The sequence below is a fragment of the [Actinomadura] parvosata subsp. kistnae genome, assembly GCF_900323885.1.
Lineage (GTDB): Bacteria > Actinomycetota > Actinomycetes > Streptosporangiales > Streptosporangiaceae > Nonomuraea > Nonomuraea composti.
In genome coordinates, this window is record NZ_OOHJ01000018.1 from 3,785,274 (window position 1) to 3,798,769 (window position 13,496).

The 13,496-nt window shown below is 71.5% G+C and carries 12 protein-coding genes; 3 read left to right on the forward strand and 9 right to left on the reverse strand.

Annotation, left to right across the window (positions count from 1 at the left end):
* Positions 1–44: 44 nt before the first annotated feature.
* The 9 genes from KIS93_RS38100 to KIS93_RS38135 all read right to left on the reverse strand — a co-directional run bounded on the left by KIS93_RS38100 (position 45) and on the right by KIS93_RS38135 (position 10,423).
* Positions 45–1,103, reverse strand: coding sequence for a glycosyltransferase (locus KIS93_RS38100; protein ID WP_080043110.1), 1,059 nt, complete (start codon positions 1,101–1,103; stop codon positions 45–47).
* Complete coding sequence (locus KIS93_RS65995) at positions 1,100–2,581, reverse strand: CDP-glycerol glycerophosphotransferase family protein (protein ID WP_246005431.1); 1,482 nt, start codon at positions 2,579–2,581, stop codon at positions 1,100–1,102. The genes KIS93_RS38100 and KIS93_RS65995 overlap by 4 nt, the downstream gene beginning before the upstream one ends.
* 176 nt (positions 2,582–2,757) lie before the next feature.
* A complete protein-coding gene (locus KIS93_RS66000) occupies positions 2,758–3,732 on the reverse strand; it encodes a glycosyltransferase family 2 protein (protein ID WP_246005403.1) in 975 nt (324 codons plus the stop codon).
* 91 nt (positions 3,733–3,823) lie between these two features.
* A complete protein-coding gene (locus tag KIS93_RS38110) occupies positions 3,824–4,549 on the reverse strand; it encodes an SRPBCC family protein (RefSeq protein ID WP_080043106.1) in 726 nt (241 codons plus the stop codon).
* Between the two features lie 76 nt (positions 4,550–4,625).
* Positions 4,626–5,480 carry an FAD binding domain-containing protein gene (locus KIS93_RS38115; RefSeq protein WP_080043105.1) on the reverse strand — a complete coding sequence of 285 codons (855 nt, stop codon included), beginning with the start codon at positions 5,478–5,480 and terminating at the stop codon, positions 4,626–4,628.
* On the reverse strand, positions 5,477–7,828 hold the full coding sequence (locus KIS93_RS38120; protein ID WP_080043103.1) for a xanthine dehydrogenase family protein molybdopterin-binding subunit: 2,352 nt from the start codon (positions 7,826–7,828) through the stop codon (positions 5,477–5,479). The genes KIS93_RS38115 and KIS93_RS38120 overlap by 4 nt, the downstream gene beginning before the upstream one ends.
* Positions 7,825–8,307, reverse strand: coding sequence for a (2Fe-2S)-binding protein (locus KIS93_RS38125; protein ID WP_080043101.1), 483 nt, complete (start codon positions 8,305–8,307; stop codon positions 7,825–7,827). The genes KIS93_RS38120 and KIS93_RS38125 overlap by 4 nt, the downstream gene beginning before the upstream one ends.
* A 111-nt stretch (positions 8,308–8,418) precedes the next feature.
* Positions 8,419–8,622, reverse strand: a complete 204-nt coding sequence (locus KIS93_RS38130) for a hypothetical protein (protein WP_080043100.1) — start codon at positions 8,620–8,622, stop codon at positions 8,419–8,421.
* Positions 8,612–10,423, reverse strand: coding sequence for a PspC domain-containing protein (locus KIS93_RS38135; RefSeq protein ID WP_080043099.1), 1,812 nt, complete (start codon positions 10,421–10,423; stop codon positions 8,612–8,614). The genes KIS93_RS38130 and KIS93_RS38135 overlap by 11 nt, the downstream gene beginning before the upstream one ends.
* A 3-nt stretch (positions 10,424–10,426) precedes the next feature.
* Here KIS93_RS38135 and KIS93_RS38140 point away from each other — a divergent pair, with 3 nt between their 5' ends.
* From KIS93_RS38140 to KIS93_RS38150, 3 genes are all read left to right on the forward strand, one after another.
* On the forward strand, positions 10,427–11,635 hold the full coding sequence (locus tag KIS93_RS38140) for an ATP-binding protein (protein WP_080043097.1): 1,209 nt from the start codon (positions 10,427–10,429) through the stop codon (positions 11,633–11,635).
* Positions 11,632–12,264, forward strand: coding sequence for a response regulator (locus KIS93_RS38145; protein ID WP_080043096.1), 633 nt, complete (start codon positions 11,632–11,634; stop codon positions 12,262–12,264). The genes KIS93_RS38140 and KIS93_RS38145 overlap by 4 nt, the downstream gene beginning before the upstream one ends.
* A 260-nt stretch (positions 12,265–12,524) precedes the next feature.
* Positions 12,525–13,472: a L,D-transpeptidase gene (locus KIS93_RS38150; RefSeq protein WP_080043095.1), complete on the forward strand. Its 948-nt coding sequence runs from the start codon at positions 12,525–12,527 to the stop codon at positions 13,470–13,472.
* Positions 13,473–13,496 lie beyond the last annotated feature (24 nt).

A 13,496-nucleotide genomic window follows, 5' to 3' on the forward strand; every position in this document is an offset into this window, starting at 1 on the left:
CGGCTCCCGCCGCCGTGCTCCCCCGGGGAGCGCGGCGGCGCGGGTCAGCGCTCCACGTGGGCGAACAGGGCCTCCCACTTGTCCAGCACGTGGTCGAGGACGAACGACTCCGCCCTGGCCCGTGCGTCGGCGCCGACCCGCCGCCGCTCCTCCTCGTCGTCCACCAGCCGCCCCAGCTCCACCGCGAACGCGTCCACGTCGCCCGGCGGCACCAGCACCGCCCCGGTGGAGCGCACGCCGCCCGACACGTCGAAGGCCACGGCCGGCACCCCGTGCGCCGCCGCCTCCAGCAGCACCACGGGCAGCCCTTCGTACTCGCTGGTCAGCCCCACCACGGAGGCGGCCAGGTACTCGGCGGACATCGCGGCGGCGGGCACCGCGCCCCTGAACACCACCCGCCCGTCCACCCCTTCGCGCCGCGCGTGCGCGCGCAGCCGGGGCAGCTCGGCGCCGGAGCCGACGAGGTGCAGCTCCCACGGCTCGGGCGCGCCCGACCGGGCGAACGCGGTGATCAGCCGGTCGAAGCGCTTGACGCCCTCCAGCCGCCCCACCCCCAGCACCCGGGGCGACTCCAGCACGGACATCGCCCCCGGCCAGGCGGCCAGCGGGTTCGGCAGCGCGCAGGCGTTGGGCAGCAGCGCGTGCTCCGAGAACAGCCGGGCGTCGTCCTCGCTCAGGAAGACCGCCTGGTCCAGCTCCGGGTAGTGGCGCCGGATCGAGGCCAGGTGCCAGCAGTCGCGGGCGTGGTCGTAGGAGCCGTGGTACTGGCCGATCGGGCGCAGCGAGCCGGGCAGCAGCCGCGCGGTCCGCGCCACCACGGACGGCGAGGTCAGCACCGCGTAACCGGGCCCGACCTCGCCGAGCAGCGCCTTCAGCCGCCGGTCGGCCCGGCGGCGGGCCAGGCCCCCGGTCACCGGCCGGTTGCTGATCACGTGGTGGTGGTAGAGCGGCCGATCCACGTAGCGGAACGGCGTCGCGGCCCGCTGCAGGCCGATGACGTGCACCTCGTGGCCGCGCTCGGCCAGCCCCTGGGCCAGGGTGTGGGTGACCTGCTGGATGCCGCCGAGGGTGTCGGCGTCGAGGCAGGTGAACACGACGGTCATCGCGCCGCCTGCCCGAAGAAGTCGGTCACGATCCTGGCCGCGGCGTCCCCGTGCTCGTCGGCGCACCACAGGTCGCGGAAGGCGGCGTAGCGCTCGGCGTACGTCTCGTGCACGGCGGGCAGCGCGCGCAGCACCGTCACCAGGTCCTCGGTCGTGGTCAGGCACGGGCCCGGCGCGATCGACGGCAGGTCGTGGTAGACGCCGCGCTCGGAGAGCCGGTAGTCGTCCCAGTCGTCGATGAAGAAGATCATCGGCTTGCCCGTCACGGCGTAGTCGCACATGACGGAGGAGTAGTCCGTCAGCAGCGCGTCCGAGGCCAGGATCAGCTCGTTGATCTCCGGATAGGACGAGGCGTCGCGGACGAAGTGCCGCAGGTGCTCGGGCGGGCTGTAGCGCTCGACCGGGTGCGTACGCAGCACGACCACCCAGTCCTGGGCCAGCTCCTCGGCCAGCAGCTCCAGATCCACCCGGATGGACTTGCCGCTGTTCTTCGCCCGATCCCGGTAAGTAGGCGCATAAAGCAGGATTTGTCGCCCGGGTGGCACCTCCAGCCGCTCCCGCACGTCGTCCGTCCGCCGGGCCTGGACGAGCGCGTCGCACCGGGGCGTCCCGCACCGGTACACCTTGCCCGCGTACCCGTTCGACGGCAGGAACACCCGCGAGAACTCCGCGCTCGGCGACACCAGCGCGTCCCACCGCGCCACCGCGGCCCGCCACTGCGCGCGCGGCCCGTCGAAGTCGCCGCGCAGGTCCGGCGCGTCGAACCCGATCGACTTGATCCCCTGCCCATGCCAGGTCTGCAGGTAGCGGGTGCCCTTCGGCTTGGGGTAGTCGAGCGGGAAGCCGTGGCTGTCGACCCAGATCCCGGCCCTGGCCAGCGTGTAGACGTAGCGCCAGCTCCCGCGCCGCACGAGCCGTACGTCGGAGGGGAAGCTCGCGCGCCCCTTCGCCACCGACCAGACGGCCTCGATGGGCAGGCCGCGCCGCCTGATCTCCTCGTAGATGGCGCGCGGGCTGCCGTTGTAGCCCTTGCCCACGTCCGACTCGAACAACGCCAGGTTCCGGCGCCGCGGCAGCACCCTGATCAGCACCTTGTACGCCCGGAGCTTGTTCGCCGGCGTGCTGACCCGCTTGATCAGCCGCCGCCTGACCCGCCGCCACAACGACCGGGCGGCCGGGGCGGGCCGCACACACAGGTAGGCGGCGTACCCCTCGGTCGTGACCGTGCCGCCGGGCAGCTCGATCGGCTCGGTGTGCGGATCGGCGATGATCCGGTCGGTCGTGGTGTGCCCGTCGGAGGTCCGGGTGAAGCCGATGCGCGGCTCGCACCGGCCCCTGGGGGTGAACGTGACCGTGGAGACGTATCCGCCCTCGCCGGACGGCTCGGGCGAGATCGGGATGCGTACCTTGCCGAGCTGCAGGAACGCCGACCACTCCGACGGCAGCGCGCCGAACGGGTCGTACGTGCGCACGGTCATCCGCACCCGCTCGCCGTCGGAGACCAGGGCCGCGACCTCGTGGCGCAGCCTGGAGGCGCTGAACGGCAGCTCGGCCAGCCGCAGCGCGGTGATGTCCAGGCCGGGCGCGACCGTGGTGCCCCAGTAGGTGCGCCCGCCGACCTGCACGGCCGCCCGGGGCGGGGCGTGCGGCCCCGTCAGCGAGCCCGCCGCGATGCGCAGGTCCTCGACGCGGTCGTCCAGGATGAGCCGGCAGCAGACCCGGTCCAGCGGGCCGACCCGCTCGAAGACCTCGGCGGGCAGCTCCTCCAGGTACGGCCGGACGATCGCGGCGAACTCCTTGACCCACACCGCGTCCCGCAGCGGCAGCGGGTTGAGGTAGACCCGCAGGTCCTGGCGCAGGAACCGGTACTGCCGGTGCGGCACCAGGTCCGCGGCCCGTGCTCGCGCAGCAGGTCGTCGCTCAGGCGGGCGGCGATCACCCGCTGGCGCACGTTCGCGAGGTCGTCGATGCTCAGCGAGATCGAGTCGTTGGTGGGGGCCCGGTGCCAGTGGTAGACCGTCCACGGCACGACCGCGAACCGGCGGGCCAGCGCGTACAGCTCGGCGGCGAAGACGTGGTCCTCGTAGTGGATGTCCTCGGGGAAGCGCAGCACGTGCTCGCGCAGGAACTCCACGTCGTAGAGCTTGTTGGTGCTGAAGGAGTCGAGGAACAGCTCGGGCTCCTGCCTGATGCCCTCGACCACGCGCCGCCGCGCGAACAACGACGGATAGTACGGCCGCAGCCGCCCGCTCGGCTCGAACAGCCGGGAGATCTGCCCCGACACGAAGTCGGCCCCGGTCCGCTCGATCTCGGTGAGCAGGCTCTTGCAGGCGTGCCTGGGCAGCTCGTCGTCGCTGTCGAGGAACATCACGTACGGCGCGGCGGCCGCGTCGATCCCGTCGTTGCGCGGCGCCCCGCAACCACCGCTGTTGTGCGGCCTGCGCAGGTAACGCACGCGCGGGTCGGCCTCGGCGAGCCGCCGCGCCACCTCCGGCGTGCCGTCGGTGCTGGCGTCGTCGGAGATGATCACCTCCAGGTCGCGCAGCGACTGCCGGAGGACGGAGCGCACCGCTCTGGGCAGGCGCTCGGCGTCGTTGTAGGTGATGACGACGACGGTGCAGTCCGGCATCCCGCGAGTCCTCCCCCTAGTTCCCCAGCGGGAGTGACACTTCCCCCAGGACGAGGGAAGCGTCCGGACTTTAGGGAGTATTTGCTGAAAATCAGCGCATAAGCCGACGTATCACCCAAATAACGACAAGTAGTACGGCGAGGCCGCCCACGACCGGCGCCAGCCGCTTCAGCAGCGGCTGCCCGGCGATCTCCAGCAGGTCGAGCGCCTCCTCGTCGGGCGAGCGCGACGTCCGCAGCGTGCCGATCGGCCGGACGTCCTGATCCGGCACCGCGCTCAGATGCCGCTCCTCCTGCTGCGTCTCCTGCTGGGCCTCTTGCTGGGTCCCTTCCTGGGGCTCCTGGACCGGCGCCACCGGCTCGATCACCGGCTCCGACAGCAGCTCCGACAGGTTCGCCGCGAACTTCTCGATGAGCTTGCCGCCCACCTCGGCCATCACGCCCCGCCCGAACTGCGCGGGCCGGCCGGTCACGTTGAACGACGTCTCGACCGTCACCAGCGTGGCCTCCTCGCGCGGCTCCATGCGCGCCTTGACCGTGGCGGCGGCCGTGCCCGAACCCCTGGCCTCCTTGCCCGACGCCTGGATGGTGAGCGAGTAGGAGTCTTTGTCCACGTCCTCGAACCTGGCCGTGCCGCGGTAGGTGACCGTGATCGGGCCGACCTTGACCTTCATCCTGCCGGTGAACTCGTCACCCTCGAAGATGTCCAGAGTCGCCCCGGGCAGGCACGGCGCGACCCGCTCGACGTCGAGCAACACGGCCCACGCCTGCTCGACCGGTACGGGAACAGTGAACTCGTGCTCGAACCGCATCGCCATCGATTCGCTCCTTGTCCGATGCCAGTGACCCTACGACGGGTCGGGGGCGCCCCGGAAGAGGCGCCCCCGCCACAGATCAGGGCGCCCCGGCCGCCGCCCGCACCGCCCGGTCGGTCAGCACCTTGGCCAGGTGCCGGCGGTAGTCCGGCTGGGCGTGCAGGTCCGCCGGCGGCGAGGTGTCGGCCGCCGCCTCCACGCACGCCTGCCGTACCTGGTCGCCCAGCTCCACGCCCTGCAGCGCGGTCTCGACGGCCCGCGCCCGCACCGGTGTCGGGCCCATGTTCGTCAGCGCGATCCGCGCCTCGGCGATCGAGCCGTTCGAGCGCCTGACCGCCGCCGCCACGCCGACGATGGCCCACGCCTGGGCGGTGCGGTGGAACTTCTCGTAGTGGAAGCCCCAGCCCGCGCCCAGCTTCGGGATCCGCACCCCGGCCAGGATCTCGCCCTGCCGCAGCGACGACTCCAGGTAGTCGACGAAGAACTCGGCCGCCGGGATCTCCCGCTCACCCGACGCCGACGCGGCCACGAACACGCCGTCCAGCGCCAGCACCGCGGCCGGCAGGTCACCGGCCGGGTCCGCGTGCGCCAGCGAGCCGCCGAACGTGCCCCGGTGCCTGATCGCCGGATCGGCCACCTGCGCCGCCGTCAGCGCCAGCAGCGGGCAGCCCTCGCGTACGACAGGGGAGCGCATGACCTCGTCGTGCGTGGTCATCGCACCGATGTGGACGTGGTCGCCGCGGTCGTGCACGCCCCGCAGGTCGGCCAGCCGGCCGATGTCCACCAGCTTCGACGGGTACGCCAGCCGCAGCCGCAGGAACGGCAGCAGCGACTGCCCGCCCGCCAGGACCTTCGCGTCCTCGTCGGAGCCGAGCTCCTGGCACGCCTCGGCCAGCGACGCCGGCCGCACGTAGTCGAACTGCGCGGGGATCATCGCCGTGCTCCTTCCAGCGTGCGATCTTGTAGGGCGCGCCAGACCCGCTCCGGCGTACAGGGCATGCGGACGTCGTTGATGCCGTACGGGCGCAGCGCGTCCACGATCGCGTTCACCACGGCCGGGGTCGCGGCGATCGTGCCCGCCTCGCCCACGCCCTTCACGCCCAGCGGGTTGCTCGTCGCCGGCGACTCGGTCCGGTCGAGGGCGAAGTCCGGCAGGTCCGCGGCCGACGGCAGCAGGTAGTCGGCCATCGTCGTGGTCAGCAGGTTGCCGTCGGCGTCGTACACGGCCTCCTCGAACAGGGCCTGCGCGACCCCCTGCGCGATGCCGCCGTGCAGCTGGCCGTCCACGATCAGCGGGTTGACGACCTTGCCGACGTCGTCCACCGCCACGTACGAGCGGATCTTCACCATGCCCGTCTCGGTGTCGACCTCCACCGCGCACAGGTGGGTGCCGTGCGGGAAGGAGAAGTTGTCCGGGTCGAACGTGGCGTCGGAGTCGAGCCGCGCCTCCACCCCGTCGGGCAGGTCGTGCGCCGCGAACGCGGCCAGCGCCAGCTCCTGGATCGTGGTCTGCGACTCGGTGCCCCGCACCTTGAACGCGCCCGCCTCGAACTCCAGGTCGTCCGGCGAGCATTCGAGCACGTGCGCGGCCAGCCTGCGGGCCTTGTCCTTGACCTTGTCGCACGCCTTCAGCACCGCGATGCCGCCGATGGTCAGCGAGCGCGAGCCGTAGGTGTCCAGACCCTTCGGCGAGATCGCCGTGTCGCCGTGCAGCACCGTGACGTCCTCGAACGGCACCCCGAGCGCGTCGGCCACGATCTGGCTCCACGCCGTCACGTGCCCCTGCCCGTGCGGCGAGCTGCCGGTGACGACCTCCACCTTGCCCGTCGGCAACACCCGCACCGAGCCGTGCTCCCAGCCGCCCGCCCCGGCGTTCTCGCTGCCGAACCAGCGCGACGGCCCCAGCCCGCACATCTCCGTGTACGTGCTGACCCCGATCCCGAGCTGGACCGGGTCGCCCCGGTCACGCCGGTCGTTCTGCTCCGCGCGCAGCTTGTCGTAGCCGAACAGGGCCATCGCCCGGTCCGTCGCCGCCTCGTAGTTGCCCGAGTCGTAGGTCAGGCCCGAGATCGTGGTGAACGGGAACTCGTCGTGCCTGATCCAGTTGCGCCGCCGCACCTCCAGCGGGTCCAGGCCCAGCTCGGCGGCCAGCTCGTCCATCATCCGCTCGATGCCGAACGTGGCCTCCGGCCGCCCGGCGCCCCGGTAGGCGTCCGTCGGCATCTTCGTGGTGAACACGCCCGTGCAGGCGAACTCGTAGGCGTCCATCTTGTAGATGGCGTTGAACATCTGCGCCCCGAGCAGCGGCACCGCCGGCGTCAGCAGCACCAGGTACGCGCCCATGTCGGCCAGCAGCTCCACCTGGAGCCCGCGGATCCGCCCGTCGGAGTCGGCCGCCAGCCGCAGGTGCTGGATCTGGTCACGGCCGTGGTGCACCGTCAGGTTGCCCTCCGAGCGCGACTCCGTCCACTTCACCGGCCTGCCCAGCCGGCGGGCCAGCAGCAGGCACAGCACCTCCTCCGCGGTCACCTGCAGCTTCGAGCCGAACCCGCCGCCCACGTCGGGGGCGACCACCCGCAGCTTGTGCTCGGCCACGCCGGTCACCAGCGCCAGCATGGTGCGCAGGATGTGCGGGATCTGGGTGGACGTCCACATCGTGAACGTGTCGCCGTCGGTCTCGCACAGCACCGCCCGCGGCTCCATCGCGCTCGGGATCAGCCGCTGCTGCACGAACGTGCGGTCGATGACCACCGGCGCGTCCCTGAACGCCGCCTCCAGGTCCCCCGACGTCGTCCGGTACGTGAAGGCCCGGTTGCCCGTCTCGTGCACCTTGGCGGCCGACTCCGACAGCGCCTCGTTCATGTCGAGCACCGCGGGCAGCTGCTCGTAGTCGACCTCGATCGCCTCCAAGGCGTCCGCCGCCCGGTAACGGTCGGTCGCCACCACGCAGGCCACCGCCTCGCCGACGTAGCGGACCTCCGAGACCGCCATCGGCGGATGCTCCGGGATGACCGTGTCGCCGCTGCGCGGCCACGCGCACGGCAGGCTGCCCTGCTCTTCCCGGAAGTCCTGGCCGCTGAACGCCGCCACGACCCCCGGCAGACCGCGCGCCCCCGACACGTCGATCCTGGCGATCCTCGCGTGCGCCATCGGGCTGCGCAGGAACATCACGTGCAGGGTGCCAGGGCGCGAGAGGTTGTCCGTCCACTGGGTGCGCCCCGTCAGCAGCCTCGCGTCCTCCTTGCGCCGGCGCGGCCGGCCCACCTCCTGGTCCACGGTCATGGCCGGCTCACCGCCTGACCCATCTCCTGCGCGCCCCTGCGGACGGCCCGCACGATGTTGCAGTATCCGGTGCAGCGGCAGAGATTGCCCTCCAGCCCCTGCCTGATCGTCTCCTCCGACGGGTCGGGATCCTGCCTGAGCAGGTCGATCGCCGCCATGACCATGCCGGGCGTGCAGTAGCCGCACTGCAACGCGTGCTCTTCGTGGAAGGCCTGCTGCATCGGGTGCAGGGAGCCGTTGGCGCCCAGACCCTCGATGGTGACGACGTCGCAGCCGTCGGCCTGGACGGCGAGCACCGAGCAGCTCTTGGCGCTCTTGCCGTCGAGCAGGACCGTGCAGGCGCCGCAGTTGCTCGTGTCGCAGCCCACGGGGGTGCCGGTCTTGCCCAGGCGTTCTCGTAGCAGGTGGACGAGCAGGAGCCGCGGCTCGACGTCCTGCTCGTACTGGATACCGTCGACAGTGACGGTGATTCGGGGCATACGTCCTCCCTCAGGAGCAGGGGGAAAGGCGGACACTCCCGAACCTACGCCGGGGTTTTTCCCGGTCAAGGGTTACTCACCGCGCTTGTTCGCCGGGGTTACTTGCCGGGGTTACTTGCCGCGCACCACCCGCGCCAGGATCGCCACCAGCCCCGCGCCGGCCAGCCCCAGCACCAGCACCCCGACCAGGACCAGCGGATCCCCGATCGTGCGGGTCACCACCAGGATGCCCAGCACGATGAAGAGCAGGCCGCTCAGCAGGGCCATCCAGTCCGTCCGGTGCACGCGACGGGGCCGCTCCACCTCACGCGGCACGCCGCACCTCCATGTCGCCGAAGCCGCCCTTCAGGTTCAGCACGATAGTCGCCACCTCACCCTTCGGCTTCACCTCGGGCTCCAGCACCTTGCTCGTCCGCACGTCCACGCCGCCTCTCAGCGACTGGCCGATCAGAATGTCACCGATCTTGTTGCTGGCGTGCACCTCGACCCGCGCCGTCGGCGGCACGATCACCACCAGCTCACCCGCCGACACCGCCGCGTTGACCGTCGCCTCCGACCCCGGCGGCAGCGTCAGCTCCGACAGGTCCAGCTCCCCGTCACCCACGCCCACGTCGAACAGCCGGCTCGCCTCCGCCACCGTGGTCGGCGCCCACTCCGCCCTGCCGATGTTCCGCGGCATGCCGCCCAGCATCAGCCCCACGCCCACGATCAGCGCCACCGCCGTGCCCGCGGCCACCAGCCCCGCACCCCGGCCCCACCAGGCCGCCACCAGCAGCCCGGCGCCGATCGTGATGAGCATGGCGCCGCCGACGATGGTCGGGCTCACTCCCGCCGCTGACCTGGATTGGACGGCCACGACGATCCCTCCGATGATCACTGCCAGCAGGATGGTGATGAGGCCGATGAACGACCTCGGGCGCCGCCGCCGCTGCTCCGGGACGGGGCGGCCGTACAGGCCCGGGTCGTACGGCGAGTAGCCGCCGGCCCTCCTGGCCGGGTCGAGCGGCTGGTAGGGGCCGTTCGGCGCGAACGGCTCGCCGTCGCTGCCGTAGCCCGCACTCGTCCTCGTCCTCGTCTGGGGGGCCGGGCGGTAGGTGGAGGTGGGGGGTGCGGCGTGCTCGGCGGTGATCGCGTACGGGGAGACGGGCTCCTCGTCCCGCGGAACCTCGCGCTCCTCGCGCGCTGCCTCGTGCGGTGCTTCGTGCGCTGCTTCGCGCGGCGCTGTTTCGCGCGGTGCTTCGTGCGCCAGGGAAGCCGCGGCGGGCACGTCCGCTCGCGCGTCCTCGCTTGCGTCGGTCCGTGCTTCCTGGCGCGCCTCCGCGTGCGCCGCCTCGCGCACGCCCTCCGCCGTCTTCTGGGGGGCCGGGGCCGCGTCCTGTGCGGGCAGCTCCGCCCCGCGCGCGGGCGGCTCTGGCGCGTCGGCGCCGGGCTGCCGGGTGGGCACCGCGACTCCCGGCGAAGGAACGGGCGGGGCCGGGGGCGGCTCCGGAGCGCGTACGGGAGCGGGTGGGGCGGCACTCTCGTAGGAGGCCGCCGGCCGCGCCTCGCCGGCCCGCCGGCTGAGCCGCTCGGGCATCGAGCGCGCCAGCGCGCGCAGGTCCACCCCGCTGGAGTGCGCGGCCAGCAGCGACACGGCCAGGAACACGGCCACGACGAGCGTCCCCGCGTCCAGCCACACGGTCGCCAGGTTGATCGCCAGCCCGAACCCCAGCACCGCCGTCAGCAGCGCCATCACGGCCTCGGCGTCGAAGTCGCGCCGGGTCCAGTGCTCGATGATGCCCGGCCGCCCGTTCGGCTCCTTCATCAGCAGGAACGCCGCCAGGTAGAGGAACAGCCCGATGCCGGAGCCGAGCAGGAGCACCACGACGCCCACGCGGAACACCACGGGGTCGATGCCGGTGTGCCGCCCGAGGCCCGCGCACACTCCCATGAGGAAGCGCCCCTCGCTGCTGCGTCGCAGCTCGCGATGAGGAGAGGCAGACTGTCTGGGCGGAGCTTCTGTCATGCCTACCATCGTGGACCTACGCGCACGGTGCTCGCATCCGGGACACCCCTGACGCGACCCGGGGGTTGTTCCCTGATGCCCGCATGCCCCCCGACATGTGACTATGGCCATGTTATGGCTGACCAGAAGACACTCGCCGAGCAGAGCGGCGACACGCCCTACCGCCGCATGATGCGCCCCATGGAGGGCCGCCTCGTCGGCGGTGTCGCCCAGGGGCTGGCGGCGCAGCTCAAGCTTGATCCGGTGGTGATCAGGCTGATGTTCGTGCTGCTCACCGTCGTCCAGGGGGCCGGTGCGGTGGCGTACGCGGTGTTGTGGATGGTGACGCCGCGCGAGCCCTACCAGGGGCAGGCGCCGCAGCGCGACTGGAGCCAGCTCGCCGCGTTCAGCGCGATCGGGGCGGCGCTGTTCTCGTTCGGCTGGCTGACCGGGGCGAACCAGGGCGGCATCGGTCTGCTGCCGTTCGCGGTGGGCGGCATCGGCGCGCTCATCCTGTGGCAGCAGGCCGATCCCGAACGCCGCAAGGGGTGGGTGAGCGGCGCGTCGCGCAGCATGCGCAAGAACCGCGTGCGCACGCTGGTCGGCATCATCCTGGTCGTGGTGGGCGCGACGGGCTTCCTGGCCGCGGAGGGCGAGCTGCCCCAGGTCAGGGAGAGCCTGATGTTCACCGTCGTGGTCGTCGGCGGGCTGCTCGTCATAGCCGCGCCGTGGCTGGCCGGCCTGTGGAAAGAGCTGCAGCTGGAGCGGCGCGAGCGCATCAGGCAGGAGGAGCGGGCCGAGGTGGCGGCCATGGTGCACGACTCGGTGCTGCACACGCTGACGCTGATCCAGCGCGTCGCCCACGACCCGCGCGAGGTCTCCCGCCTGGCCCGCTCGCAGGAGCGCGAGCTGCGCAACTGGCTCTACCAGCCAGCCCAGGACGCCGACGCGACGGTGGCGGCGGCCGTCCGCCGGATCGCGGCGGAGGAGGAGGACGCGCACGGCGTGCCCATCGAGATCGTCTGCGTCGGCGACATCGCCCTCGACCCGGCGGGCAAGCTCGCCGCCATGCTGAAGGCGTCCCGGCAGGCGATGGTCAACGCGGCCAAATACTCTGAGAGCCCCTCGATCTCCGTCTACGCCGAAGTAGAGGGTGAAGAGGTCACGATTTTCGTGAAGGATCGGGGCAAGGGGTTCGACATGGAGGCGGTGCCGCTCGACCGGATGGGCATCAGGGAGTCCATCATCGGGAGAATGGAACGTCACGGAGGTACGGCCCGGGTCCGCACCGAGCCCGGAGAGGGCACGGAAGTGATGTTGACGATGAAGGTGGAGAAGGCATGACGCGCGTACTGATCGTCGATGACCATCGGTTGTTCCGGTCGGGCGTGCGCGCCGAGCTGGGCGACTCGATCGAGGTCGTCGGCGAGGCCGAGGACGTCGAGACGGCGGTCCAGGCGATCGCCGCGCACCAGCCCGACGTGGTCCTGCTCGACGTGCACATGCCCGGCGGCGGCGGTCAGGAGGTCCTGCGCCGGGTGCTGGGCTCCGGCTCGCAGGTGCGGTTCCTGGCGCTGTCGGTCTCCGACGCGGCCGAGGACGTCATCGGCGTGATCAGGGGCGGGGCCCGCGGTTACGTGACCAAGAACATCAGCGGCAAGGAGCTGACCGACGCCATCAACCGGGTGGCGGAGGGCGACGCGGTGTTCTCGCCGCGGCTGGCGGGGTTCGTGCTCGACGCGTTCGCCTCGTCGGAGGCGCCGTCGATCGACCCGGAGCTCGACTCGCTGACGCAGCGGGAGCGGGAGGTGCTGCGGCTGATCGCGCGCGGCTACGCGTACAAGGAGATCGCGAAGGAGCTGTTCATCTCGGTCAAGACGGTGGAGACGCACGTGTCGTCGGTGCTGCGCAAGCTGCAGCTGTCCAACCGCCACGAGCTGTCGCGCTGGGCGACCGCGCGCCGCCTCGTCTGATGATTTCTTACGGCAGGCCGTGGCCGGCCACCCGCCGTACTCCGGCTGAGGACCTTCCAGGAAACGGCCGCTGAACCCGTCACCGGCGGGCCGCCGTGACGCGAGCCCACATTGCCCGGTTACGTGGTTTTGGACCGTTACAGGATAGTTATCGGTTTTTCGCCCACGAATCAGCTCTCCCAGTTGTCACACAAGGAGGTAGTCGAAGCACATAGTCCAGGAGTAACCCCTTGAAGCGCGTCACCCGGATGCTTCCGGCTTTGGTCGCACTGGTCGCCGCCACCGCGTGCGCGGCGGAGAGCGCCCCCGCCCCGAGGCCCCAGGCCAGCGTCGTTCCCGCTGCCGCCGCCGTGGCCCCCACCCCGTCGCCGTCCCCCACCGAGACCCCGTCCGGGAAGAAGATCAAGGTAGGGATCGCCGACATCACCCCGATGGGGGAGAAGACCGAGAAGGTGGGCGTCGGGTTCCCGATCATCGTGACCTTCGACCGGGACGTGAAGGACAAGGCGGCGGTCGAGGCGGTGCTGGACGTCGAGTCGGAGGAGCCGCACGAGGGCGCGTGGCGCTGGGTGTCCGCCCGCAAGGTCATCTACCGGACGAAGACGTACTGGAAGCCGTACCAGAAGGTGCTCTTCACCGCGCGGCTGGCGGAGCTGCCCGGCAACACCGGCGCCAAGAACGTCTCCCGCAGGTTCGCCGTCGGCGCCAAGAACATCTCGGTGGTCGACACCCGCAAGCACACGATGAAGGTGTACCGCAACGGCAAGCTGGCCAAGAAGATCCCGATCAGCGCCGGGCGGGGCGGCCTGATCAGGAACGGCGTGGACGTCTACCTGACCACCAGCGGCGTGCACCTAACCATGGGCAAGAAGGCCATGGAGACCATGACCTCCTCCTGGATGGGCGTGACGGACCCGAAGGACCCGCGCTACTACAAGGAGGAGATCCCGTGGGCGGTGCGCATCTCCGACAGCGGCGAGTACGTGCACCAGAGCGCCGGCTACTACCAGTACCTCGGAGTCTCCAACCAGAGCCACGGCTGCGTGCGCGCCACCCCGGCCGGCGCGAAGTGGTTCTACACGATCGCCCAGCGCGGTGACGTCGTGAAGATCACCGGCACCAAGCGCAAGCTCCAGTGGAACAACGGCTGGAGCTACTGGCAGCTCAACTGGACCCAGTGGAAGAAGGGCAGCGCCCTGAAGAGCTGACGCCACCGACCCGACAGGGCCGCT